Here is a 25,466-nt window from a genome sequence, read left to right on the forward strand (position 1 = left end):
TGTTATTGTACTTCTATTACCTTATTTACTTTTTGTAACGACTTGTAACCATGTGCTTCAAATGCCTTTGCAAATTCATTTGATACGGCAGTGCCATATAAATCTTTTGCAGCTTGTACGATGTGAGATTGAAGTGATTCAAAGTCTTCAGCGGAAGTTGCATAATTTTGCAATGCACGCATAACAACTTTGCTTACTTTTTCATTGCCTTGTTTTTGAACAGCAACACCGTTATATGTTTTACCTTCAGCTAATTGATATAATACGTGACTGATAATACCAGAATTCACGTGTGATTCTTGATTATTACCATCATTATAGAAATCTTTTAAATTTGTATATAATTTATGACCGCCGTCACCAATTTCCCTTGGGATATCACGAATTGTTAGGCCACCTAATGTATCGCCCATAATCCAGTTTCCTTTATCTTTCTTTACGTAATATTCGATTTGTGTACCCCAGAAATCCGCTAATCCCTCGTTTAGTGCAGATGTTTCAGCGCTTGGATATCTCACGACTTTATTTTTCGTCGTGCCACTGAATACAGCATGTCCAAATTCATGAGCTGTTACATCAAGAGCTGATGTTAGTTTGCCGTCTAAACCATCACCAAATACCATTTGGTTCCAAGCGGGATGCCAAAATGCATTTACATAGTCTTCTTTTATACCATCACTAACTTCAGTAGAATCAAAACCGTGTACACTAGCAACAACTTTTGAATCTTTATTATCGTAACTTTTTAGATTATGTTCTTTCTTAAAGTAATCATAAATATCACTCATGTTCTTCATAGCGCCCGCGGCTTCTTTATCTGCAAAATTAGGAGTGCTACTTGAAATTAGTGTCCCTGGATAACCAGCTTGACTATATCCCCCGAGGGAATCGGCGTAGTTTGCATTATAAATATAAATACCATTTCCGCGTGATAAATCCGCTAAATAAAATTTCCCATCAGTTCCTTTGGCAATATTGAAAGAGATGTTTTCTTGAAGTGCATTTTTCCCAGTTCCTTGCTCACTTGCAGTGGATAATCTAGGTGATGTTACTTGATTTATAGTCTTATTCTCTTTGTTTTTAATGAATTTTTCTTGGAAAAGTACTTCGCCAGTTTTTAGATCAACGATAGCATTGCCATTTATAATTTGTTCATTGTTTTCATAAGTAAATGTAATAACAGTTGCGAATGTATAATAGCCATCTTTTTTCTTATAAACAACGGTTTCGCTAGAGAATTCTGTCTCAACCGCATCACTTGGAATTTGAACTATATCGCGTAATTTAGATTTCACTTCATTTTTCGACAAAAAATTTGTTATAGTAAGATTAGGTTGTTGATTTAAATTTTGAACAACTTTACCACTAACAGTTGTGATCACTCCATTTTTATCTACTTTTACAATGAGATCTTGGCCATATACTTTATAGTTTTTATATGTTTGTGCAAGGCGAACTTCGGTTTGATTTTCTTTGGTTTCTTTATTTGTAGGTTGGAAATCTACATTTTTTTCAGTAGTGACTTGTTCTTGTTGAGCTTTAGCCCCATCTACCTCACCTTTTAAATACTTTTTAGCAATATTTTCTTTCGTATCATTTTGAGGTTGTGTTAATTTCCCGATTGTTAAACCAGGCTGAGCAATTTCAACTTTGACTGCACTTTTGTCTAATTCTTGAGCATGAATAGCTTCTGTTGATAAAGGGTAAAGAAGACCGAATGTAACGAAAGCACTGGCAAGTTTTCTATAATTCATCTATAACACTCCTAATCTATTATTGTATGTGAGATGAATTGTATGAAAAATTTGCCGAATTTTATATATATTATGCATTATTTCATATCAAAAATTGTCGAATGCACATTATTGTAGTGGTATGACAACTTAAAAAATTAGATTGTTATAATGGGATGGTGAGTAAGTATGCAAGCAGAGAAATTAGGAAGTGAAATTAAAAAAATTAGAGTGTTAAGAGGACTAACACAAAAACAGTTATCCGAGAACATATGTCATCAATCGGAAGTAAGCAGAATTGAATCGGGTGCAGTATACCCAAGTATGGATATATTGCAAGGTATTGCAGCGAAATTACAAATTCCCATTATTCATTTTTATGAGGTACTCATTTATTCGGATATTGAAAGAAAAAAACAGTTTAAAGATCAAGTCATTATGCTTTGTAAGCAAAAAAGATATAAAGAAATTTATAATAAAGTATGGAATGAGCTGAAAAAGGAAGAATATCATCCTGAATTCCAGCAATTTCTTCAATGGCAATATTATGTAGCTGCTTACGTGTTGAAAAAAGTTGATTACGAATATTGTATTTTAGAATTAAAGAAATTGCTCAATCAACAATTGACAGGAATTGATGTATATCAGAATCTTTATATTGAAAACGCAATTGCAAACATTTATGCTGAAAATGGCTATTTGAAGAAGGGTATTGATTTATTTGAACAAATATTAAAACAATTAGAGGCATTGCATGATAATGAAGAATTTGACGTGAAGGTAAGGTATAATCATGCAAAAGCATTATACTTAGATAGTCGATATGAAGAATCACTTTATCAAGTAAATAAAGCGATTGAAATATCATGCCGAATTAATAGTATGGCATTAATTGGACAGCTATATTATCAAAGAGGTGAATGCCTAAGGAAGTTGGAGTATGAAGAGGCAGAGATTGAAGATGCATATAAGAAGGCAAGTTTCTTTTTTGATATATTAGAAATGCATGCATATAAAGAAGCGCTCGTAAATAAAATCAGCAGATAAACAACCTAAAAAGTGGATATGCATAATTGCATACAATGTGAATAAATTTTCATGATATATTAAAAGTAAAAAATGTGGGTGATGGAATATGAAGAAATTACTTATTGGTAGTTTATTAACGTTAGCAATGGCATGGGGTATTTCATTAGGTGATACAACATTAGAGAAAAGTCAAATAATTTCTCATAATGATCAAGAGGTACAAGTAGCTGCAGATTTACCTTTTGAGTTTTAAAAAACAACCGCCTTATTTAGACGGTTGTTTTTTTATGGAGTAACATCCAAACGTCTTTACTAGAAACAGGTTTGCTAATAAAGAATCCTTGAATGTGATCACAATTTTGTCTATGTAAAAATTCCCATTCTTCTTCCGTTTCTACACCTTCTGCAATCACTTCTAAATTTAGTTCTTTTGATAGTGTAATAATGGAAGAGACAATTGCTTCTTCTAAAGGACTATTTGTAATTCCACAAATAAACTCTCGAGCAATTTTTAATGTGTTGATTGGATATTTTGTTAAATAAGCTAAAGAACTATAACCAGTTCCAAAGTCATCGATTGAAATTTGAATGCCGAGATTTTGAAGCTGTTCTAGTTTTGCAACTACAGATTGATTTTGATTAATTGCGATGCTTTCCGTAATTTCAATATCTAGTGCTTCTGGTTTCAGTTCTGTTTCTTCTAACACCTTTGAAATAGTTGGGATTAAATCAGCATGGTTAAATTGAACAACAGATAAATTCACACCAACTTTTAAGTGAGAAAAACCTTGATTATGCCATCTTTTTGCCTCTAAACAGGCAGTACGTAAAATCCAATTACCAAGTTCAATAATAAAACCAGTTTCCTCTGCTAGAGGAATAAATTGGGCAGGAGATACGATACCGAGTTTTGGATGCTTCCAACGTATTAATGCTTCAAAACCGATAATTTCTTTTGTTTTTGTGCTTACTTGTGGTTGGTATTCAAGGAAAAATTCATTTTGTTGTAATGCTTTTGAAAGTTCACCTTCTAAGAATTGAATTTCATTTTGAGCGATACTCATTTCTTTTGAGAAGAAAACAAATCTGTTTTTTCCATTTGCCTTCGCACGGTACATAGCCATATCAGCATTTTTCATTAACTCATTTACATCAGTTCCATAATCAGGATACATCGCAATTCCGATACTCGGTGTAATAGAGAGTTCTTCGCCTTGAATGAAGAATGGTTTGTTTAAAATAGTTAAAATCTGTTCAGCTATAAAAATTGCACTTTTTTCTGAGTACATTTCTGGTAATAGAATGGTAAACTCATCTCCACCTTGGCGAGCGACGACATCTTTTGAACGCAAGCAACCGCGTAGTCTGTTTGCTACTTCAATTAATAATAAATCTCCGACGTCATGACCAAGTCTATCGTTAATTTTTTTAAATCGATCTAAATCAAGGAACATGACGGCGACATCATTTGCGTTAGTTTGGGCTGTATTCAAAATGGCTTTTAAATCTTTTTCGAACTTTCGGCGATTTGGTAATCCAGTAAGTGCATCGTGAAAGGCTAAATGTTCTACTTGTTTTTGTTTTTCATATAAAGTGGTAATATCACGCGCTATCCCAAACATTCCGACCACTTCTTTGTTTATAAAAGTAGGGATAAGTGTAATATGGAGATAATAATAATAGCCTTCTTGTTCTTTTGTACGAACTTCTAACGTTTGTGGCTTACCTTCCTTTGTAATTTGTAAAGCCTTCTTAAGTAGTTCGTGGTCTTTTGAATCAATGAAGTGTACCAGAGAATAGCTTGCCACTTCGCAATAATAGGCAGTAAATAAGCTTTCGCATGCCTTATTAGATTGTTGAAAAATGCCATTCATATTTAAAGAGAAAACGGCATCGGGATGATCTTCGAATAAAGATTTATAGCGTTGTTCACTTTTTGATAATGCAAATGCACCTTCTTCAACTTCGCCCTCTAGTTGTGTAGTCAACTGTTCATATGTATGGATTAGTGCTTGATTATCTTTCCACATGTAAAGTTGCCGCAAGAATAACAAAATAAGTGATAACACGAGGCCGATTAACATGAATTTATCATCCCAAGGTTGAATGATAATAAAAGAAAAAGTAATAATTATACTAAAATAAGGTAGTATAAAACGTATATAATCGAATCGATAATATTTTGCTTTCGTTTCATGCTGCATTGGTTTATCCAAAATATATAGTATGGAAGAAAGTCCAATTAATAAAATAGAAGCAGTGTGTATTAAATAATTAATTTCAGCGGAAGTTTTCATCCCAAAATTCAATTGAAACAGATGAATATAACCGTATACGAGTATAATAGTGAAACCGATAATTAATGCGATTCTACTAGAAGAATATTGTTCTCTTCTATATAGGCTAATAACGGCGTAAATTACTAATGATTGTGCAATAAAATACCCAATTAAAATCCAAGTGTCCTTTGTTAACATGCGGAAGCTTGAAATATCTAAGATAAAAGTTAAGGTGAAATAAATGTTCATAATAATAATAAAGATGCTATCGAATGAGAATTGAGAAAGTCCCTTAATAGAGTAATTTTTTATAAACTTTATAGCAAATCCAACAAAGAGCAAAATATATTGTATGATAAAAAAAGGTAATGCTTTATATGAAAATATAGATTGATTATGCATGGAAATCGAACTAAGAAATAGGGTTATCTCCATAACTAATCCACATAGGCAAGTGCATAGTAATAAAATCCAAAATAGTTTATCACTGCGTTTCATTTTTTTAATAGCTTTATATAAACAGTGGCAAGAAAAAAGTGCAGCAAAACAGAATAAGAAAAGAATCCCAATTTCCTTTATATGCGACTCATTTGGAATAAAGAGTATCCAAAGAGCAAATATAGATATGTATATTATGACAAATTGTACATACTTTTTTTGATTAATCATATTATGACTCCGTTTCAATAAAGTTGAATCTCGGGGGAATGCTAATTTAAATAATAGCATATAAAATAGGATGTTTTTTACTATAAAAATTACTTTTTTGAAAAAATGGTGCAAAGTTACAATTTACCACTGTAACATTGCACCACTTATTCTTTTAATGCCTCTTATAGCAGAAAGTTCATCTATTAATCGGAATAGTGCTAAGTCTTTTTGTTTACTTTCAATCATAATATCGAAATTATGATTGTTTTTTTTTGCAACGTGTAAGAAGGGCTTAATAAACTCTAAATCGATATATTCAGCATGAGCCCTAAATTCTTTTTCCGATCTTGGGGAGGAAATGTGAACTTTAGGAGAGATATTTGTATGTGACCAAGTTTCAAAAATTGCAGGAAGCAACTCTTCTAGTGGTTCCTCGCAAAGATTGGCCATATGATGATGATAATCAAATACAAATGGGATATTTTCTTTTTGGCAAATTGATAAAGTTTCAGAAGTTGTATACGTTTTATCATCGTTTTCAAGGGTCATTTGTTTTTTTATATGTGCAGGAAGTTTTTTTATGTTTTCATGGAAGCGCTCAATTGCCTTTTCTTTATTTCCATAGGCTCCACCTACATGAATATTAATGTAAGAAGAATCTGCAATGCCTATAGCATCCAATATTTTATAATGATAAGTCATATCCGTAATAGCGTTAGTAGTAATATGTGGCTTGTCACTTGTAAATAAAGTAAATTGATTTGGATGAAAACTTATTCGTAAATTGTGTTCTTTAATTAAAGCCCCTATTTTACGCCAAAGTGGTGTGAATACCCCAATATAGTCAAACTCGACTTCGGGATGTGTTGCAAGTGGGACGATGGAAGACGATAGGCGATATAGCGGGATTTCATGCGCTATATTGTAATGAAGGATACGTATTGTGTGCTCTAAATTTTTCCTTATAACATGGTACAATTTGTCTTCTCGCTCTTGTTTGCTGAGTTTCTTAAAGCTTGTAAACGTCATTGTTTTGGCAGGAGAACAGTCCCAGAGTGCCATTGCATGTGAGACATATCCAAACCGCATAATCATATGAGATACACCTCTTTTATTCATTGTCTTTCCTATAAAAAGAAAGCAAGCATTGTTCCAATCCATTCTTTTCCTCTATCGATAAGAGAAGGTGGGTTTACATCGCTATAGGAAAGTACGGATGCATTCTCTAGATCTTCATGGAATTTATTTTTTACTGTTCGAATGAAATGTTTATTATATAACAGGCAGTTTATTTCATGGTTAATATATAAACTTCTCATATCAAAGTTTGCTGTTCCAATATCACAAATATCATCATCCACTATAATAATTTTGGCGTGAAAAAAACCTTGTTGAAATGCGTAAATATTGCAACCAGCCTGTATTAATTTTCGGCAGTACGGGAATTTTGCTTCTCGAACGAGAGGGTGATCAGCTTTTTCTGGAACGAGAATTGTGATTTGAACCCCTCTCTCTCTTGCTTTTAATAAGGCATTCATAATTTTTTTTCCAGGAATGAAATATGGTGTACCAATACAGATTTCTTTTTTTGCTCCGTTAATTAAATGTAAAAAAGTATGCTGTAAATAAGCACCATCAGTCGGAATAAATTGATGCATTATGGTACCTGGGTTTTGTTTTGGAAAATAAAGAGAAACATCCAATAAATTCTGTTTCGTATCATCAAACCAGTCATGCAAAAATTGCTTTTGTAAATCTTGAACCCCTTCTCCTGTAAGACGTAAATGATAGTCTCGCCATAATCCTAAATATTCATTATGCCCTAGATACTCTTCGCCGATATTAAAGCCCCCGATATAGCCAGTTTTCCCATCAATCACTGTAATTTTTCTATGATTTCTTTGATTGGCAGAAAAGAAAAGTAGAGGGAATTTTATCTTATGACAAAATGAAAAAGATACACCATGTTTTCGCAGGGAGCGAATAGCTTCGTTTGATAAATAATGGCTGCCAAATCGATCAAGTAAAAGTCGTACTTCAATTCCTTCCTGAGCCTTATCAATCAGCAACTTTAAAAATTCACGACTGATTTTATCGTTTTTTACAATGAAGAATAAAATATGAATGTGGTGCTGTGCTTGTTTTATATCAGTAAATAAGGCGTCATACAAATCTTTCCCGTATGTATAAAGGTGAAAATCACTTTGACGTAAAGGGAAAGTGCGAGAGCTTACCCGCTTTAAATGAAGAAGTCTCCCGTATGAAAGGTCAATTGTAATCCAAAGAGCAACGGATATTAACAAAAGAGATAAGTAGAGCATCAGTGAATTCCCTCCTTCGCATTCTTTTCACCTTCAGTGTGTTACAAATGATACGGGTAGCGCGGTTGTTATTATAAATTTCATCAGAGGATAGTATGTTGCACTGATTAAAGTTTCACTTTATCCCGCTTTAACGGGCAGTAAGCTTCCTACTTCAAAAACTGATGAATAAGTAGAAGTTAGTTTGGAAATCAACTGCCCGTAAAAGCCCGATTGGTTCAACTAATAATCAGTGGGGGATGAACCACCCCTATTGATTAAAGTTTCACTTTATCCCGCTTTAACGGGCAGTAAGCTTCCTGCTTCAAAAATTGATGAATAAGTAGAAATTAGTTTGGAAATCAACTGCCCGTAAAAGCCCGATTGGTTCAACTAATAATCAGTGGGGGATGAACCACCCCTACAGATTAAAGTTTCACTTTATAGTTTCACCGAAATAAACAGCTTTATGAAAAAATGTGTTGTTCTATAACAAAAAACTGTTGACTGAATGCTCACTCATTATATAATGGGGGTAGGGGATATAATTCAGAAAATTATATATTTTTGAAGATTCTAAAAAGAAAGAGGGCTTACAAAGAGAGGGGTAGCATAAAAATGAATAGCTTACTGATCATTAATTGGCTGGCTGCCATTGCTGTTATTGCTTATGCAGGATATTTGTTTGTATATCTTATACGGACGAGAATAGCCTACATACAATTAGGAAAAAAAATTGAATTTGACCGTCGTTTTAAAGAGCGTTGGGATCTTCTTAAGGTCAATGTTTTCGGTCAGAAAAAGCTGCTGAAAGATAAGAAAAGCGGCATCATTCACGTTATGTTCTTTTACGGATTTATTCTTGTCCAATTTGGAGCAATTGACTTCGTTTGGAAAGGACTCGCACCAGGATCACATCTTCCACTTGGACCACTATACCCTGCATTTACATTCTTCCAGGAAATTGTCACACTTGTTATTTTAATTGCAGTATTTTGGGCTTTTCATAGACGTTATGTAGAAAAGCTTGTTCGTTTAAAACGTAACTTCAAATCAGGTCTTGTTCTTATCTTTATCGGTGGTTTAATGATCTCTGTGCTACTTGGTAACGGTATGGGACTTATATGGCATGGCGAGGAGCTTTCATGGAGTGAACCAATTGCTTCTGCAATCGCTTACGTTTTTAGCGGGATAAATGAAACCGTAGCCATTTCAGTGTTCTATTTCTCTTGGTGGGTGCATTTACTAATTTTGTTAACGTTTTTAGTGTATGTTCCACAATCAAAACATGCGCATTTAATTGCGGGACCAGCTAATGTATTTTTCGGTCGTATTTCAAATCCAGGGAAGCTTGAAAAGATTGATTTTGAAGATGAAACACAAGAAACATTTGGTGTTGGTAAAATTGAAGACTTTAGACAAAATCAACTTATTGACTTATACGCTTGTGTAGAGTGTGGCCGTTGTACAAATATGTGTCCAGCAACAGGCACAGGAAAAATGTTATCGCCGATGGACTTAATATTAAAACTTCGCGATCATTTAACTGATAAAGGGGCTGCGGTAACATCAAAGGCACCGTGGGTTCCAGTAGTTGCCTTCAATAATACACAAGGAAATCAGTTAGCGATGATGGCAGCTGGAAAAGGACAACAAGAATCAGCGGCTACAACGCTCGCTTACGATCCGAGTTTAATCGGAGATGTTATTACAGAAGAAGAGATTTGGGCATGTACAACGTGTCGTAACTGTGAAGATCAATGTCCAGTTATGAATGAGCATGTTGACAAAATTATTGATTTACGTCGATATCTCGTTTTAACAGAAGGAAAAATGGACGCGGAAGCACAACGCGCGATGACAAACATCGAGCGTCAAGGAAATCCGTGGGGTCTGAACCGTAAAGAGCGTGAAACATGGCGCCAAGGTGATGACGAAGTAATAGTTCCAACTGTAAAAGAAAAATCAAAAGCTGGTGAGGAATTCGAGTATTTATTCTGGGTTGGTTCAATGGGATCATACGACAACCGTAGTCAGAAGATTGCAATATCATTTGCGAAGTTAATGAACGAAGCAGGCATTTCATTCGCAATTCTCGGTAATAAAGAAAAGAATTCTGGAGATACACCACGTCGCCTCGGAAATGAATTTGTATTCCAAGAGATGGCGACAAAGAATATCGAAGAATTTGAAAAGGCAGGAGTGAAGAAAATCGTTACGATTGATCCTCATGCTTATAACACATTTAAAAATGAGTATCCGGACTTTGGCTTGCAAGCAGAAGTCTATCATCATACAGAATTGTTAGCCCAGTGGGTGAAAGAAGGGCGCTTAAAGCCTGTTCATGCTATTGAAGAAACAGTTACGTACCATGATTCCTGTTATTTAGGAAGATACAACGAAGTGTACGAAGCGCCACGTGATATTTTGAAAGCGATTCCTGGAGTGAATCTTGTAGAAATGGCACGTAACCGTGAGACTGGAATGTGTTGTGGCGCAGGTGGTGGCTTAATGTGGATGGAAGAAACAACAGGCTCTCGTATTAACGTTGCTCGTACAGAACAAGCATTAGCTGTACAGCCATCCATTATCGGTACAGGTTGTCCATATTGCTTAACGATGATCAGTGATGGCACGAAAGCGAAAGAGGTAGAAGAAAAAGTTCAAACTCTTGATGTGACAGAGATTTTAGAACGATCTGTTATCGGACAGAAAAAAGAAGCGATGTAGTTTATAAGAATGTATACAACTTTAGAAAGAGGTGCAATGATTGCACCTCTTCTCAACGTAGGGATACCGAGCGAGCGCTCAGTGTTAAAAAATGAAATGGGGGAAAGAAACATGAGTAAAACAGTTATTTTAAGTGCTGCAAGAACACCAGTTGGAAAATTCGGAGGATCTTTAAAAGATGTAAAAGCGACGGAACTTGGAGGAATTGCAATTAAAGCAGCGCTTGAAAGAGCAAATGTTGCAGCTAGTGATGTTGAAGAAGTTATATTTGGAACGGTTATTCAAGGTGGACAGGGACAAATTCCATCGCGCCAAGCTGCAAGGGCTGCAGGAATCCCTTGGGAAGTGCAGACGGAAACAGTCAATAAAGTTTGTGCATCAGGCCTTCGTGCGGTTACGTTAGCGGATCAGATTATTCGTACTGGCGATCAATCACTGATTGTAGCTGGTGGTATGGAGTCGATGAGTAACAGTCCTTACATTTTACGCGGAGCAAGATGGGGATACAGAATGGGCAACAACGAAGTTATTGATTTAAACGTTGCTGACGGTTTAACATGCGCATTTTCAGGTACACACATGGGTGTTTATGGCGGAGAAGTTGCGAAGGAAGATGGAATTTCTCGCGAAGCGCAAGATGAATGGGCATATCGTAGCCATCAGCGTGCGGTTTCAGCGCATAAAGAAGGACGTTTTGAAGAGGAGATCGTTCCAGTAACGATCCCGCAAAGAAAAGGCGATTCTATTGTCGTTGCAAAGGATGAGGCGCCACGTGAAGATACAACGATTGAAAAGTTAGCAAAGTTAAAACCTGTATTTGATAAGACAGCGGCGGTGACAGCGGGTAATGCGCCAGGCTTGAACGATGGTGGTGCCGCACTTGTATTAATGAGCGAAGACAGAGCGAAGCAAGAAGGAAGAAAGCCATTAGCGACAATTTTGGCGCATACAGCAATTGCAGTGGAATCTAAAGATTTCCCAAGAACGCCAGGTTATGCAATTAACGCATTGCTTGAAAAAACAGGCAAGACAATTGAAGATATCGATTTATTCGAGATTAATGAAGCATTTGCAGCGGTAGCAATTGCAAGTACAGAAATCGCAGGAATTGATCCAGAAAAATTGAATGTAAATGGCGGCGCAGTAGCGATGGGACATCCAATTGGAGCAAGCGGAGCGCGCATTATCGTTACACTAATCCATGCGCTTAAGCAGCGCGGCGGCGGAATTGGAATTGCTTCGATTTGTAGCGGTGGCGGTCAAGGGGACGCAGTGATGATTGAAGTTCACTAATTAAAGTTCGAGGGTATAAAATTTATTAACAATTAAGGGGGAAGAAAAAATGGGTGTACAAAACATTGTTGTAATTGGTGCAGGGCAAATGGGATCAGGAATTGCACAAGTATGTGCAATGGCAGGATATGACGTGAAGGTACAAGATTTAAAACAAGAGCAATTAGATAGAGGTTTGGTTATCATTACGAAAAACTTAGCGCGCCAAGTAGAAAAAGGACGCATGAAGGAAGAAGAGAAGGAAGCGACATTAAATCGTCTTACAGTAACGCTTGATTTAGATTGTGTGAAAGAAGCGGATCTTATTATTGAAGCAGCTGTTGAGAAAATGGATATTAAAAAGAAAATCTTTGCGAATCTAGATGAAATTGCTCCAGAACACGCAATTTTAGCGACGAATACGTCATCTCTGCCAATTACAGAAATTGCAGCGGTAACGAAGCGTCCGGAAAAAGTAATCGGTATGCACTTTATGAATCCAGTTCCAGTTATGAAGCTTGTTGAGATTATTCGTGGTTTGGCTACAGATGATGCGGTATATGAAGCAATTGAAGATATTACGAAAAAAATTGGGAAAGTACCAGTTGAAGTAAATGATTTCCCAGGTTTTGTATCAAACCGCATTTTGTTACCGATGATTAACGAAGCAATTTATACGTTATATGAAGGTGTAGCGACGAAAGAAGCAATTGATGAAGTAATGAAGCTGGGTATGAACCATCCGATGGGGCCTTTGACGCTCGCTGATTTTATCGGTTTAGATACGTGTTTATACATTATGGAAGTGTTGCATGAAGGATTAGGAGATAGTAAATATCGCCCATGTCCGTTATTACGTAAGTATGTGAATGCAGGATGGTTAGGTCGTAAAACAGGTCGTGGATTCTACGTTTACGAATAAATTCCCCCTTTGTTACAAAATAGTGGTCTTACCAAATTGTTAAAAGGATATATAGCAAATGGAGGCGGAGTATATGAACTTTCGTTTTAATGAAGAGCAGCAAATGATGAGGAAAATGGTTCGGGATTTTGCACAGAAGGAAATAGCTCCCTTTGTTCCTAGTATGGAACAAGGGGTGTTCCCAAAAGAGGTTTTACAAAAGATGGGTAATCTTGGATTAATGGGGATTCCAGCGCCTGCAAAATACGGCGGGGCAGAAATGGATTTTATTTCTTACATTCTAGCAATTGAGGAAATCTCAAAGGTAAGTGCAACAGTTGGTGTAATTTTAGCTGTACATACGTCAGTTGGAATGAATCCGATTTTATATTTCGGAACAGAAGAACAGAAGAAAAAATATGTTTCTAAACTTGCAACCGGGGAATATTTAGGCGCATTTGCTTTAACAGAGCCAAATGCAGGATCGGATGCAGGGAGTTTGAAATCAAGAGCTGTAAAAAAAGGCGATCATTATATTATTAATGGATCGAAAGTGTTTATTACAAATGGTGGTGAAGCAAGTACGTACATTGTATTCGCTTCTACAAATCCAGATGCAGGAAAAAGTGGTATTTCTGCATTTATAGTAGAGAAAGATACACCTGGTTTAATCATCGGAAAAGATGAACATAAGATGGGGCTTCTCGGTTCTCGTACGGTACAACTTACTTTTGAAGATATGAAAGTGCCAGCTGAGAATTTACTTGGGGAAGAAGGACAAGGATTCAAGGTGGCAATGGCGAATTTAGATGTTGGGCGAATTGGAATCGGTGCACAGGCGTTAGGAATTGCTGAAGCGGCGCTTGCATGTGCGATTGATTATGCAAAAGAACGAGAGCAATTTGGGAAACCAATTGCGGCGCAGCAAGGGATTGGCTTCAAGCTTGCAGATATGGCAACAAGTGTCGAAGCAGCAAGGTTACTCGTATATAGAGCGGCGTCTCTTAGGGCGCAAGGATTACCATGCGGTAAAGAAGCATCTATTGCGAAATTATTTGCTTCTAAGACAGCGGTTGAAGTCGCGATTGAAGCGGTGCAAGTATTTGGTGGTTACGGTTATACGAAAGACTATCCAGTAGAACGATTTTTCCGTGATGCGAAAATCACGCAAATATATGAAGGAACAAGTGAAATACAGAAACTTGTTATTAGCCGTGCTTTATAAAAGGGCGAGGGGGAGACGGAGATGCATTTTAAACTATCAGAAGAACATGAAATGATAAGAAAAATGGTTCGAGATTTTGCTAAAAATGAAGTAGCACCAACAGCAGCTGAGCGTGATGAGGAAGAGAGATTTGATCGAGAGTTATTTGATCAAATGGCAGAGCTTGGTTTAACCGGTATTCCGTGGCCTGAAGAATACGGCGGAATTGGAAGCGATTACTTAGCGTACGTAATTGCTATTGAAGAATTATCTCGAGTTTGTGCTTCAACAGGTGTAACACTATCTGCACATACTTCACTTGCGGGATGGCCAATTTTTAAATTTGGGACAGAAGAACAAAAGCAAAAGTTTTTACGACCGATGGCTGAAGGGAAGAAAATTGGTGCATACGGCTTAACGGAGCCAGGATCTGGATCGGATGCTGGTGGAATGAAGACAATCGCAAAGAGAGATGGCGACCATTATATTTTAAATGGATCAAAAATTTTCATTACAAATGGCGGTATTGCTGATATTTATGTTGTTTTTGCGCTAACTGATCCTGAATCGAAGCAGCGCGGTACGAGTGCATTTATTGTAGAAAGTGATACACCGGGATTTTCAGTTGGGAAGAAGGAGAGCAAGCTAGGGATTCGCTCTTCACCAACGACTGAAATTATGTTTGAAGATTGCCGTATTCCTGTAGAGAATCTACTTGGAGAAGAGGGGCAAGGATTTAAAGTTGCGATGCAAACATTAGATGGAGGTCGTAACGGTATTGCGGCGCAAGCTGTTGGTATTGCACAAGGGGCTTTAGATGCTTCTGTAGAATATGCAAGGGAGCGCCATCAATTTGGAAAGCCAATTGCGGCGCAGCAAGGGATTGGCTTTAAACTTGCGGATATGGCAACAGATGTAGAAGCGGCACGCCTTTTAACATATCAAGCGGCTTGGCTTGAATCAGAAGGGCTTCCGTATGGAAAAGAATCAGCGATGTCAAAAGTATTTGCGGGGGATACAGCGATGAAGGTGACGACTGAAGCGGTGCAAGTATTTGGTGGTTACGGTTATACGAAAGATTATCCAGTAGAGCGTTATATGCGAGATGCAAAGATTACACAAATATATGAAGGAACACAAGAGATTCAGAGGCTTGTAATTTCTCGTATGTTAACGAAGTAGGAACGAAAGCGTAGGTATTTTCCTACGCTTTTTCCTTCCAAAAAATAATAGAGAGAGGTGAAGGTAATGGTTAAACATAATGTACATGCATCGGTGAAAGATGAAAAATTAGTTGCGTTAAGACGTGAACAAATGATTAAAGGTGCGGTGCAACTGTTTAAACAAAAAGGATTTCCGCGTACAACAACGAGAGAGATTGCAAAAGCGGCGGGATTTAGTATAGGGACACTTTATGAGTACATTCGTACAAAAGATGATGTTTTGTATTTAGTTTGTGATAGTATATATGAACATGTAAAAGAACGATTAGAGGAAGTAGTATGTACAGAAAAAGGGAGTATAGAAAGTTTAAAGATAGCGATAACGAATTACTTTAAAGTGATGGACGAATTACAAGAAGAAGTATTAATTATGTATCAAGAAGTACGTTTTTTACCGAAAGAATCTCTCCCATATGTATTAGAAAAAGAGTTTCAAATGGTAGGAATGTTTGAGGATATTTTAGAACAGTGTACGGAAAATGGAACGTTTATATTAAATAAAAAAGAAATACAGCTTCTTGCACATAATATTTTTATACAAGGACAAATGTGGGGGTTTAGACGCTGGGCGCTGCAAAAACTGTATACGCTTGAAGAATATACAGAAATGCAAATTAGGTATGTGTTGCAAGGTGCCCATATGCTTCCGAAATAAGGAACAGACAAATTATTAATTTTATTACCATATAAAAGTTTCCCGTTTTTTTTGTAGCATATTTGTGCGACTTTTGTTTATAATGAATAGTATGGATTTTTTTAAGCAGACCGTTATATATAAGGTTATATTTGATGAAAGGAAGTGCCGCATAAGTGAATTTTAAGCAATATTCACCAGAAGAGCTAAAAGAATGTTCAATGATTGAAGTTGTACATAGCGTTTTAGGGGATAAAAGACAAGCAACGACATTCAACGAGTTGGTTCAAGAAATCGCTCAAGTGCTGGGACTATCTCAAGAGCAAGTTAATGCGAAACTCGCACAATTTTATACAGACTTAAACATCGATGGACGTTTCATTAATTTAGGAGAAAATCGTTGGGGACTACGCAGCTGGTACCCATATGAGCAAATTGATGAAGAAATCTTACCGCAGCCAAAACCGAAGAAGAAACGTAAAGTTGAAGAAGACGGTTTTGACGACTACATTGAAGAAGATGAAGATGACTTTGACGATGCAGACGGAAATGCAGACGAAGAAGATGATGTAGAAGATTTGGACAAGGTTCTTGAAGAAGAAGACGGAGATGACGACGATCTTGATGATTTAGAAGAAGATGAAGAAGACGACTTCGCTGAAGAAGAACTTGAGTATGATGAAACTGAAGAAGAAGAGGAAGAACTGTAGTTCTTGACTTTTCATTATCGTCCATGTAGAATCATTTTTGGGCTCTTTAAAAAAGGACGATAATACTTTTAAAGTGTAAATATAAAAGAAAATTGCTCCCTACTTATTACTTTATGTGATGAGGGGAGCAATTTTCTTTTTTGTTTTTTGTTTAGAAAATAAAAAGAGTCTAACAATAAGATGGATACAGTGTTATCTACATACGTTGCGCTTTGCAACGGTGATTATATAACAGCAAAATAGAAGGGAGCTTTTTCATGACTAAGTATATTTTTGTAACAGGCGGTGTAGTATCGTCTTTAGGAAAAGGTATTACAGCAGCATCTCTTGGAAGACTTTTAAAAAATCGTGGTTTAAATGTAACGATTCAAAAGTTTGATCCATACATTAACGTAGACCCAGGGACTATGAGCCCATACCAACACGGTGAGGTATTCGTAACAGATGATGGCGCAGAAACTGACTTAGACCTTGGTCACTATGAGCGTTTTATCGACATTAACTTAAACAAATACAGCAACGTAACAACAGGTAAAATTTACTCTTCAGTTCTTCAAAAAGAGCGTCGCGGTGAATATTTAGGAGGAACAGTTCAAGTTATTCCTCACATTACTAACGAAATTAAAGAGCGCGTATATCGTTCTGGCCGTGAAACAAATGCGGATGTTGTTATTACAGAAATCGGCGGAACTGTTGGTGATATCGAGTCTCTACCATTCTTAGAAGCAATCCGTCAAATTAAGAGCGACATCGGTCGTGACAATGTAATGTACATTCACTGTACGTTAATCCCGTACTTAAAAGCAGCGGGTGAAATGAAAACAAAACCAACACAACATAGTGTTAAAGAACTTCGTAGCTTAGGTATTCAACCAAATATTATCGTTGTTCGTACAGAACTTCCTGTTTCTCAAGATATGAAAGACAAGCTTGCATTATTCTGTGACATCGATACAAAAGCAGTTATCGAAGCTCGCGATGCAGATACTTTATATGCGGTTCCATTATCTCTTCAAGAACAAAACATGGACCAAATCGTTTGTGATCACTTAAAATTAGACAATCCAGCTGCAGATATGACAGAGTGGACTGCGCTAGTTAACAAGGTACGTAACCTTTCTAAGAAAACAAAAATCGCTCTTGTTGGTAAATATGTAGAACTTCAAGATGCATATATTTCTGTTGTAGAAGCACTTCGTCATGCTGGTTACTCATTCGATACAGATGTAGAAGTAAAATGGGTAAATGCTGAGCACGTAACAGCAGAAAATGTACAAGAATTAGTAGGAGACACAGATGGTATCCTTGTACCAGGTGGCTTCGGCGATCGTGGTGTAGAAGGTAAAATCGTTGCGATTCAATATGCTCGTGAAAACAAAGTTCCATTCTTAGGAATTTGCTTAGGTATGCAACTTGCATCAATCGAATTCGCACGTAATGTATTAGGTTTAGAAGGTGCTAACTCTTCTGAAATTAACCCTGATACACCATACGCAATCATTGACCTATTACCAGAACAAAAAGATGTAGAGGACCTAGGTGGTACACTTCGTCTTGGTCTATACCCATGTAAGCTTTCTGAAGAAACAAATGCTTACAATGCTTATAATGAGCCGGTTGTATATGAGCGTCATCGTCATCGTTATGAGTTCAACAACCAGTTCCGTCCGGATATGGAAAAAGAAGGATTCGTATTCTCTGGTACAAGCCCAGACGGTCGTCTAGTTGAAATCATTGAATTAAAAGACCACCCTTGGTTCGTAGCAGCACAGTTCCACCCAGAACTTGTTTCTCGTCCAAACCGTCCACAACCATTGTTCCATGACTTCGTAAGAGCTTCTATTACGAATAAAGAGAGCAAGTAATAAAAAAAGCGCCGTCACTTTAAAGTGACGGCGCTTTTTTTTAATATTCGTTTAACATTTCATCGATTGTAAATTTGATTCCGTGATAAGCAAATAAAGCTACTATTAAGCTTGGGAACCCGTAGCGATTACCTTCATCGTCTGGAATAAGGCCTTTTAACAGTTTTGTATCAATATGTACGTCTGTATATTGTTCCAGTGATTTCGTACCTTCTTGAAGAGCAGAAATGCCGACAATAGAGTGTCCCTCTTCTTGTAGTTTTTTTGCAATTTCTACAACTGCTTCATCTGTTGAAAAACGGCTAATAAGAAGTACACGATCCGCAGAGGTTACTTCTGCTTCTTTACCATTTTCAAATAAGCGTTTTGCTTGCTTCATTGGTTCAGCACCGAATAGTGCTTCGGTAACAACACCATCCATTTCATTTGTACCATATAAATAAATGAAACCATCGCCAATTAGTGCTTGAGCAAGTAAACGAGCGCTATCTTCTATATTCATTTCTTCTTTTTGAGAAACTCTGGAGAAATAACCACTTAATTGAGTTGAAAAAATTTTTAACATAATGTTACTCCCTTCGTACGTGTTTGCCGGCTTTCATTATAGTTTATTTTTTTAGAAAGGTGAAATCGTAGGGTAGCATAACAAAATAGGAAACGGTAAAATAAGAAAGAATAGGAAGGAATTTGCCAAAGAATAGCGAAAATAAATCGTTAAGATATAAGAAGCTTTAAATCTTGTACTTACACAGAAAGGTTGGGAATTATGGAAGGTAAAATTTTAATCGTTGATGATCAATATGGGATTCGTGTGTTATTACATGAAGTGTTCCAAAAAGAAGGTTATCAGACATTCCAAGCAGCGAATGGATTTCAAGCTTTAGATATCGTGAAAAAAGATAATCCGGATTTAGTAGTATTAGATATGAAAATTCCAGGCATGGATGGTATAGAGATTTTAAAGCATGTAAAAGAAATTGATGAGAGTATTAAAGTCATTTTAATGACTGCTTATGGAGAGCTTGATATGATCCAAGAAGCAAAAGATTTAGGTGCTTTAATGCATTTTGCTAAACCATTTGATATTGATGAAATTCGTCAAGCTGTGAGAAATGAGCTCGCTGTAGAGGCGTAAAAATGAATTTTTTATAAAAAATATGGAAAAAAGCGTTTACATGGACTATTGTGCAGGTGAATACGGTTGAGTTTTTGAGTACAAGTTGTTATCCTATTGAGTGTAGAAAAAAGTCCGGTATGTAGATATACATATTTTACCTTATTCTGGTCATACTACCAGCGATAAGAACTTATCGGATACAAAAAACGTTTTTTAGGAGGATTCACCATGCCTTTAGTTTCTATGAAAGAAATGCTAAACAAAGCACTAGAAGGAAAATACGCAGTTGGTCAATTCAACATGAACAACTTAGAGTGGACTCAAGCTATCTTAGCTGCTGCGGAAGAAGAAAAATCTCCTGTAATCCTAGGTGTATCTGAGGGTGCAGCTCGTCATATGACTGGTTTCAAAACAGTTGTAGCTATGGTTAAAGCTTTAATCGAAGAAATGAACATCACTGTTCCTGTAGCGATTCACCTTGACCATGGTTCAAGCTTCGAAAAATGTAAAGAAGCAATTGATGCAGGTTTCACATCTGTAATGATCGACGCTTCTCACCACCCATTCGAAGAAAACGTTGAAACTACTAAACAAGTAGTAGAATACGCACACGCTCGTAACGTATCTGTTGAAGCTGAGCTTGGAACAGTTGGCGGACAAGAAGACGACGTAATCGCTGAAGGCGTAATTTACGCTGATCCAGCAGAGTGTAAGCACCTTGTTGAAGCAACAGGTATCGATTGCCTAGCTCCAGCTTTAGGTTCTGTACACGGTCCTTACAAAGGTGAGCCTAACTTAGGATTCGCTGAAATGGAACAAGTTCGTGACTTCACTGGCGTACCTTTAGTATTACACGGTGGTACTGGTATCCCAACTGCTGATATCGTAAAAGCTATCTCTTTAGGTACTTCAAAAATCAACGTAAACACTGAGAACCAAATCGAGTTTACAAAAGCTGTTCGTGAAGTATTAAACAAAGACCAAGAAGTTTACGATCCTCGTAAATTTATCGGACCTGGCCGCGACGCTATTAAAGCAACTGTTGCTGGTAAAATGCGTGAGTTCGGTTCTAACGGTAAAGCGTAAGAATAAAATTCCGTTTTGGAAACCGTCTAGTCTTTTAGACGGTTTCCTTTCGTTGTATAATGAAAGCGTGAACAAGTCGAAAGATTTTATCATTTTTGGTTTTTAAATAGAAAATAATGTGCATAGTCCTATTAATAAATGTGATAACGTATCTAAATTGATAAAGTGAATTCGATGAATAGTTGATCTTTATCTATTCGTGCTACAGGAGAAATGAAGATAATGGTTTCCTATTTATCCCGCATTAAAGGGCAGTAAGACCCCCACCTCAAAATTTAGTGGAAGCAAAGAAGTTAGGTGGGGGTCAACTGCCCGTAAAAGCCCGATTGGTTCAACTAATAACCAGTGGGGGATAAACACCCCCGACTAATTAAAGTTTCACTTTATTGAGTTTTGGGATGGAAAGAGTAATTGAGATTCTTAAGGGGAGCTTTCTATAAAAATATAGAAAGTAAATACATTCACAAGAAGGGAGCTCAATATGGAAAAATTGCTAATTGAAGGCGGAAGAGCTTTAAATGGAACAATTCGAGTAAGCGGTGCAAAGAACAGTGCCGTTGCATTAATTCCAGCGACAATTTTAGCAGATACTCCAGTAACTATTGGTGGTGTCCCTAATATTTCGGACGTGAAAATGTTAGGAGACTTACTAGAGGAAATTGGAGGGAAAGTAACTTATGGACAGGAGGAAGAGATGGTAGTCGATCCTTCTAACATGGTTGCAATGCCTTTGCCAAATGGAAAAGTGAAAAAGTTGCGCGCTTCTTATTATTTAATGGGTGCGATGCTTGGCCGTTTTAAAAAAGCTGTTATTGGGCTTCCGGGTGGATGTCATTTAGGACCGAGGCCAATTGATCAGCATATTAAAGGGTTTGAAGCGCTGGGTGCACATGTTACAAATGAACAAGGTGCCATCTATTTAAGGGCAGATGAACTACATGGAGCACGTATTTATTTAGATGTTGTTAGTGTGGGAGCTACGATTAATATTATGCTAGCAGCTGTACGAGCGAAAGGTAGAACTGTTATTGAAAATGCAGCGAAAGAGCCCGAGATTATTGATGTAGCTACATTGTTAACAAGCATGGGAGCACGTATTAAAGGTGCTGGTACAGATGTAATCCGAATAGATGGTGTGGACTCTTTACATGGTTGTCACCATACTATCATCCCAGATCGTATCGAAGCTGGTACGTATATGATTCTAGGAGCTGCATCAGGAGGAGAAGTAACGGTTGATAACGTTATTCCTCAGCACTTAGAATCAGTTACTGCAAAGCTAAGAGAAGCTGGTGTTCAAGTTGAAACGAACGATGATCAAATTACGGTGAACGGTAATAGAAAGTTAAAAGTAGTTGATATCAAAACGCTTGTATATCCAGGTTTTCCAACAGATTTACAACAGCCGTTTACGACGCTTTTAACAAAAGCGCACGGGACGGGAGTTGTAACAGATACAATTTACGGTGCCCGTTTCAAACACATTGATGAATTACGTCGTATGAATGCTCAAATTAAAGTAGAAGGTCGTTCGGCAATTGTAACTGGTCCTGTGTTACTGCAAGGTGCAAAAGTGAAGGCGAGTGATTTACGAGCGGGAGCGGCACTTGTTATTGCAGGGTTAATGGCAGATGGAATTACAGAAGTAACAGGACTTGAGCATATTGATCGAGGTTATGAGAATATAGTGGACAAGCTTAAAGGGCTTGGAGCAAACATTTGGCGAGAACAAATGACAAAACAAGAAATTGAAGAGATGAAGAACGCATAAGTGATACTTCCGCAAGGGGGAAGCGAAGCATCACTACTTGCGGAAGTACACTTTATAGAAAAACACGGTTCACAAAATACGGCAGAAATATAAAGACTTAAAGGAGAGGGATTATTGTGGAAAGAAGTTTATCTATGGAGTTAGTACGTGTAACAGAGGCTGCAGCATTATCATCAGCGCGTTGGATGGGGCGCGGGAAAAAAGATGAAGCAGACGGTGCAGCAACATCAGCTATGCGTGATGTATTTGATACAATTCCGATGAAAGGTACAGTTGTAATTGGTGAAGGTGAGATGGATGAAGCACCAATGCTATATATCGGAGAGAAATTAGGTACAGGATATGGACCACGTGTAGACGTTGCAGTTGATCCTTTAGAAGGGACAAACATCGTAGCAGCTGGTGGCTGGAATGCTCTTGCTGTTATTGCAATTGCAGACCATGGTAATTTGTTACATGCTCCTGACATGTACATGGATAAAATCGCGGTTGGCCCAGAAGCAGTTGGGGCGGTCGACATTGATGCGCCTATTATTGATAACTTACGTGCAGTTGCGAAAGCGAAAAATAAAGATATTGAAGATGTTGTAGCGACAGTTTTAAATCGCCCACGTCATCAAGAAATTATCGAAGAAATTCGTAAAGCTGGTGCTCGTATTAAATTAATTAATGATGGAGATGTAGCTGGAGCGATTAATACAGCGTTTGATCGTACAGGTGTAGATATTTTATTTGGATCTGGTGGAGCACCTGAAGGTGTATTAGCAGCAGTTGCTTTAAAATGTTTAGGTGGAGAAATTCACGGAAAACTATTGCCACAAAACGAAGCTGAATTAGCGCGTTGTAAAAAAATGGGCATAGAAGACATTAATCGTATCCTTCGTATGGAGGACTTAGTAAAAGGTGACGATGCAATCTTTGCAGCAACAGGTGTAACAGATGGAGAACTATTACGCGGTGTTCAATTTAAAGGTAGCGTAGGAACAACGCAATCTCTTGTTATGCGTGCGAAATCAGGCACAGTTCGCTTCGTAGATGGTCGTCATAGCTTAAATAAAAAACCGAACTTGGTTATTAAGTAAAAGGTGGAAGCGGCTCGCTCAGAATCGCAGGACATTGGAACTCTCGACCTTGAAGCGCTCTTTGCTTCGAGTGAGAGAGTGAAATGACCGGAGATTCTAGCCGCTGGAACTGGATTTAAGTAAAAAGCGTAAGCAGCTTGCTCAGAAGGGGAAGGCATTGGAACTCCTGACGAAGAGGCGTTTTGTGCCTCGCAGGAAGGGGTGAAATGACTGACCCTTCTAGCCACCGGAGCTGGATTAAATAAAAAGCGTAAGCGGCTCGTTCAGAAAGGTTAAAATGGTCGATCTTTTTAACTATCGGAGCTGGAACTAAACTAAATAAGAAGCGAAGACAAATTTTCTTGTCTTCGCTTCTTGTATTTGTGTTCCAACGTATTGATTAAAACTAGATAAAAGGGTTACAATAGTGAATATTACCCTACTTGAACTTATTGCCTTTCATTATTAATTATTTGCCTTCCGTATTTTTCCCTTTACCCATGAAAAAAGAGAATAACGTTAAAGTGTGGTGTCTGAATGAATTTGTCAATTGCAGCATTAGAAAACATGAAATTAAAAGAGTTATACGAGCTTGCGAAAGAATTTAAGATTTCGTATTATAGCAAGTTAACGAAAAAAGAGTTAATCTTTTCTATTTTGAAAGCTCGAGCAGAAAAAGAAGGTTTCTTTTTCATGGAAGGCGTATTAGAAATTATTCAATCAGAAGGATTTGGATTCCTACGTCCTATCAACTATTCTCCAAGCTCAGAAGATATTTATATCTCAGCTTCGCAAATTCGTCGTTTCGATTTACGTAATGGAGACAAAGTTTCTGGTAAAGTACGACCTCCGAAAGAAAATGAACGCTATTTTGGGTTATTACAAGTTGAAGCTGTAAACGGAGATGATCCAGATTCAGCAAAAGAGCGTGTGCATTTCCCTGCATTAACACCATTATACCCAGATCGCCAAATGAAATTGGAAACGGAACCGAAAAAGTTACCGACACGTATCATGGATTTAATCGCACCAGTTGGATTTGGACAACGTGGTTTAATTGTTGCGCCTCCAAAGGCTGGTAAAACAAGTCTATTAAAAGAAATTGCACACAGTGTTACAACAAATCATCCAGAAGCAGAATTAATTGTTCTTTTAATTGATGAGCGTCCAGAGGAAGTAACAGACATTGAACGTTCTGTTAAGGGTGACGTTGTAAGTTCTACTTTTGATGAAGTACCAGAAAATCATATTAAAGTAGCTGAACTTGTGTTAGAACGTGCAATGCGTCTTGTAGAGCACAAAAAAGATGTTATCATTTTAATGGATAGTATTACCCGTTTAGCGCGAGCTTACAACCTCGTTATTCCGCCAAGTGGTAGAACATTATCGGGTGGTATCGACCCAGCGGCTTTCCATAGACCGAAGCGTTTCTTTGGAGCTGCACGTAATATTGAAGAAGGCGGTAGCTTAACGATTTTAGCAACAGCCCTTGTTGATACAGGATCTCGTATGGACGATGTTATTTACGAGGAATTTAAAGGAACTGGAAATATGGAACTTCACTTAGATCGTTCGTTAGCTGAACGTCGTATCTTCCCAGCGATTGATATTCGTCGTTCTGGTACACGTAAAGAAGATCTATTAATTCCAAAAGAGCATTTAGACAAGTTATGGGGCATTCGTAAAACAATGCGTGATACACCAGACTTTGTTGAAAGTTTCTTACGTAAGCTTCGTCAAACGAAGACAAACGAAGAATTTTTACAAAACATTGTTGCAGACTCTAAAAGGTATGTAACAACTAAGTAAAGGGAAAAGATTGGGACTCGCTTATTTTATAGTAAGCGAGTTTTCTTATGCCTTTTAGGTGATATTAAAGAGAGAAATAAGTGGGAGAACC

20 protein-coding genes are annotated in these 25,466 nt (G+C 37.3%); 15 read left to right on the forward strand and 5 right to left on the reverse strand.

Annotation, left to right across the window (positions count from 1 at the left end):
* Positions 1 to 2 precede the first annotated feature (2 nt).
* The gene (locus N2V92_RS08210) at positions 3 to 1,754 is read right to left on the reverse strand and encodes a M4 family metallopeptidase (RefSeq protein ID WP_001109525.1); all 1,752 of its coding nucleotides are present in this window, start codon (positions 1,752 to 1,754) and stop codon (positions 3 to 5) included.
* Positions 1,755 to 1,922: 168 nt separating this feature from the next.
* On the opposite strand from N2V92_RS08210, the gene N2V92_RS08215 reads away from it, so the two are divergent.
* Both N2V92_RS08215 and N2V92_RS08220 read left to right on the forward strand, forming a co-directional pair.
* Positions 1,923 to 2,780 (forward strand): helix-turn-helix domain-containing protein, encoded by an 858-nt coding sequence (locus N2V92_RS08215; protein WP_001147494.1) that lies wholly within the window; start codon positions 1,923 to 1,925, stop codon positions 2,778 to 2,780.
* Positions 2,781 to 2,868: 88 nt separating this feature from the next.
* Positions 2,869 to 3,015: a quorum-sensing peptide PapR gene (locus N2V92_RS08220; protein ID WP_000734733.1), complete on the forward strand. Its 147-nt coding sequence runs from the start codon at positions 2,869 to 2,871 to the stop codon at positions 3,013 to 3,015.
* 16 nt (positions 3,016 to 3,031) lie between these two features.
* On the opposite strand, the gene N2V92_RS08225 is transcribed toward N2V92_RS08220, so the two are convergent.
* The 3 genes from N2V92_RS08225 to cls all read right to left on the reverse strand — a co-directional run bounded on the left by N2V92_RS08225 (position 3,032) and on the right by cls (position 8,013).
* A complete protein-coding gene (locus N2V92_RS08225; RefSeq protein ID WP_002162962.1) occupies positions 3,032 to 5,710 on the reverse strand; it encodes a DUF4084 domain-containing protein in 2,679 nt (892 codons plus the stop codon).
* A 123-nt stretch (positions 5,711 to 5,833) separates the two neighbouring features.
* Positions 5,834 to 6,787, reverse strand: coding sequence for a UV DNA damage repair endonuclease UvsE (uvsE, locus tag N2V92_RS08230; protein WP_002083552.1), 954 nt, complete (start codon positions 6,785 to 6,787; stop codon positions 5,834 to 5,836).
* A 32-nt stretch (positions 6,788 to 6,819) separates the two neighbouring features.
* The gene (gene cls, locus N2V92_RS08235; protein WP_000966425.1) at positions 6,820 to 8,013 is read right to left on the reverse strand and encodes a cardiolipin synthase; all 1,194 of its coding nucleotides are present in this window, start codon (positions 8,011 to 8,013) and stop codon (positions 6,820 to 6,822) included.
* A gap of 597 nt (positions 8,014 to 8,610) precedes the next feature.
* On the opposite strand from cls, the gene N2V92_RS08240 reads away from it, so the two are divergent.
* From N2V92_RS08240 to pyrG, 8 genes are all read left to right on the forward strand, one after another.
* The gene (locus N2V92_RS08240; protein WP_001086752.1) at positions 8,611 to 10,722 is read left to right on the forward strand and encodes a heterodisulfide reductase-related iron-sulfur binding cluster; all 2,112 of its coding nucleotides are present in this window, start codon (positions 8,611 to 8,613) and stop codon (positions 10,720 to 10,722) included.
* Positions 10,723 to 10,731: 9 nt separating this feature from the next.
* Positions 10,732 to 12,015, forward strand: coding sequence for an acetyl-CoA C-acetyltransferase (locus N2V92_RS08245; RefSeq protein WP_002083553.1), 1,284 nt, complete (start codon positions 10,732 to 10,734; stop codon positions 12,013 to 12,015).
* A 49-nt stretch (positions 12,016 to 12,064) separates the two neighbouring features.
* Complete coding sequence (locus tag N2V92_RS08250) at positions 12,065 to 12,916, forward strand: 3-hydroxybutyryl-CoA dehydrogenase (RefSeq protein WP_000538876.1); 852 nt, start codon at positions 12,065 to 12,067, stop codon at positions 12,914 to 12,916.
* A gap of 73 nt (positions 12,917 to 12,989) precedes the next feature.
* Entirely contained in the window at positions 12,990 to 14,120 is a 1,131-nt protein-coding gene (locus N2V92_RS08255; RefSeq protein ID WP_001011191.1) for an acyl-CoA dehydrogenase, read from the forward strand.
* Positions 14,121 to 14,141: 21 nt separating this feature from the next.
* Positions 14,142 to 15,281: an acyl-CoA dehydrogenase AcdA gene (gene acdA / locus N2V92_RS08260; protein ID WP_000545543.1), complete on the forward strand. Its 1,140-nt coding sequence runs from the start codon at positions 14,142 to 14,144 to the stop codon at positions 15,279 to 15,281.
* 66 nt (positions 15,282 to 15,347) lie between these two features.
* The gene (locus N2V92_RS08265; protein WP_000238594.1) at positions 15,348 to 15,977 is read left to right on the forward strand and encodes a TetR/AcrR family transcriptional regulator; all 630 of its coding nucleotides are present in this window, start codon (positions 15,348 to 15,350) and stop codon (positions 15,975 to 15,977) included.
* 155 nt (positions 15,978 to 16,132) lie between these two features.
* The gene (gene rpoE / locus N2V92_RS08270; protein WP_001009774.1) at positions 16,133 to 16,666 is read left to right on the forward strand and encodes a DNA-directed RNA polymerase subunit delta; all 534 of its coding nucleotides are present in this window, start codon (positions 16,133 to 16,135) and stop codon (positions 16,664 to 16,666) included.
* A 257-nt stretch (positions 16,667 to 16,923) separates the two neighbouring features.
* Positions 16,924 to 18,531 carry a CTP synthase gene (pyrG, locus tag N2V92_RS08275; RefSeq protein WP_000170448.1) on the forward strand — a complete coding sequence of 536 codons (1,608 nt, stop codon included), beginning with the start codon at positions 16,924 to 16,926 and terminating at the stop codon, positions 18,529 to 18,531.
* 40 nt (positions 18,532 to 18,571) lie between these two features.
* On the opposite strand, the gene N2V92_RS08280 is transcribed toward pyrG, so the two are convergent.
* Entirely contained in the window at positions 18,572 to 19,096 is a 525-nt protein-coding gene (locus N2V92_RS08280) for a DUF2529 domain-containing protein (protein WP_000912391.1), read from the reverse strand.
* 201 nt (positions 19,097 to 19,297) lie between these two features.
* Between N2V92_RS08280 and spo0F the strand changes: the two genes are divergently transcribed.
* The 5 genes from spo0F (at position 19,298) to rho (ending at position 25,375) form a co-directional block, all read left to right on the forward strand.
* Positions 19,298 to 19,666, forward strand: a complete 369-nt coding sequence (spo0F, locus tag N2V92_RS08285) for a sporulation initiation phosphotransferase Spo0F (RefSeq protein ID WP_000398594.1) — start codon at positions 19,298 to 19,300, stop codon at positions 19,664 to 19,666.
* Positions 19,667 to 19,876: 210 nt separating this feature from the next.
* On the forward strand, positions 19,877 to 20,734 hold the full coding sequence (locus N2V92_RS08290; protein ID WP_001131856.1) for a class II fructose-bisphosphate aldolase: 858 nt from the start codon (positions 19,877 to 19,879) through the stop codon (positions 20,732 to 20,734).
* A gap of 481 nt (positions 20,735 to 21,215) precedes the next feature.
* Positions 21,216 to 22,505 carry a UDP-N-acetylglucosamine 1-carboxyvinyltransferase gene (murA, locus tag N2V92_RS08295; protein ID WP_000413248.1) on the forward strand — a complete coding sequence of 430 codons (1,290 nt, stop codon included), beginning with the start codon at positions 21,216 to 21,218 and terminating at the stop codon, positions 22,503 to 22,505.
* A gap of 116 nt (positions 22,506 to 22,621) precedes the next feature.
* Positions 22,622 to 23,587 carry a class II fructose-bisphosphatase gene (gene glpX, locus N2V92_RS08300; protein ID WP_000442340.1) on the forward strand — a complete coding sequence of 322 codons (966 nt, stop codon included), beginning with the start codon at positions 22,622 to 22,624 and terminating at the stop codon, positions 23,585 to 23,587.
* Between the two features lie 516 nt (positions 23,588 to 24,103).
* Positions 24,104 to 25,375, forward strand: coding sequence for a transcription termination factor Rho (gene rho / locus N2V92_RS08305; RefSeq protein WP_001053903.1), 1,272 nt, complete (start codon positions 24,104 to 24,106; stop codon positions 25,373 to 25,375).
* Positions 25,376 to 25,466: the final 91 nt, after the last annotated feature.

Source organism: Bacillus sp. CH_48, assembly GCF_038008465.1.
Classification (GTDB): domain Bacteria; phylum Bacillota; class Bacilli; order Bacillales; family Bacillaceae_G; genus Bacillus_A; species Bacillus_A thuringiensis_S.

Bases quoted from the DNA above. Each gene is read 5' to 3' on its own strand.
- murA (WP_000413248.1), top strand. From the start codon at position 21,216: ATGGAAAAATTGCTAATTGAAGGCGGAAGAGCTTTAAATGGAACAATT.
- N2V92_RS08225 (WP_002162962.1), bottom strand. From the start codon at position 5,710: ATGATTAATCAAAAAAAGTATGTACAATTTGTCATAATATACATATCT.
- N2V92_RS08265 (WP_000238594.1), top strand. From the start codon at position 15,348: ATGGTTAAACATAATGTACATGCATCGGTGAAAGATGAAAAATTAGTT.
- spo0F (WP_000398594.1), top strand. From the start codon at position 19,298: ATGGAAGGTAAAATTTTAATCGTTGATGATCAATATGGGATTCGTGTG.
- N2V92_RS08250 (WP_000538876.1), top strand. From the start codon at position 12,065: ATGGGTGTACAAAACATTGTTGTAATTGGTGCAGGGCAAATGGGATCA.
- N2V92_RS08220 (WP_000734733.1), top strand. From the start codon at position 2,869: ATGAAGAAATTACTTATTGGTAGTTTATTAACGTTAGCAATGGCATGG.
- pyrG (WP_000170448.1), top strand. From the start codon at position 16,924: ATGACTAAGTATATTTTTGTAACAGGCGGTGTAGTATCGTCTTTAGGA.
- N2V92_RS08210 (WP_001109525.1), bottom strand. From the start codon at position 1,754: ATGAATTATAGAAAACTTGCCAGTGCTTTCGTTACATTCGGTCTTCTT.
- N2V92_RS08245 (WP_002083553.1), top strand. From the start codon at position 10,732: ATGTATACAACTTTAGAAAGAGGTGCAATGATTGCACCTCTTCTCAAC.
- rho (WP_001053903.1), top strand. From the start codon at position 24,104: ATGAATTTGTCAATTGCAGCATTAGAAAACATGAAATTAAAAGAGTTA.
- N2V92_RS08215 (WP_001147494.1), top strand. From the start codon at position 1,923: ATGCAAGCAGAGAAATTAGGAAGTGAAATTAAAAAAATTAGAGTGTTA.
- N2V92_RS08290 (WP_001131856.1), top strand. From the start codon at position 19,877: ATGCCTTTAGTTTCTATGAAAGAAATGCTAAACAAAGCACTAGAAGGA.
- N2V92_RS08255 (WP_001011191.1), top strand. From the start codon at position 12,990: ATGAACTTTCGTTTTAATGAAGAGCAGCAAATGATGAGGAAAATGGTT.
- acdA (WP_000545543.1), top strand. From the start codon at position 14,142: ATGCATTTTAAACTATCAGAAGAACATGAAATGATAAGAAAAATGGTT.
- cls (WP_000966425.1), bottom strand. From the start codon at position 8,013: ATGCTCTACTTATCTCTTTTGTTAATATCCGTTGCTCTTTGGATTACA.
- N2V92_RS08280 (WP_000912391.1), bottom strand. From the start codon at position 19,096: ATGTTAAAAATTTTTTCAACTCAATTAAGTGGTTATTTCTCCAGAGTT.
- uvsE (WP_002083552.1), bottom strand. From the start codon at position 6,787: ATGATTATGCGGTTTGGATATGTCTCACATGCAATGGCACTCTGGGAC.
- N2V92_RS08240 (WP_001086752.1), top strand. From the start codon at position 8,611: ATGAATAGCTTACTGATCATTAATTGGCTGGCTGCCATTGCTGTTATT.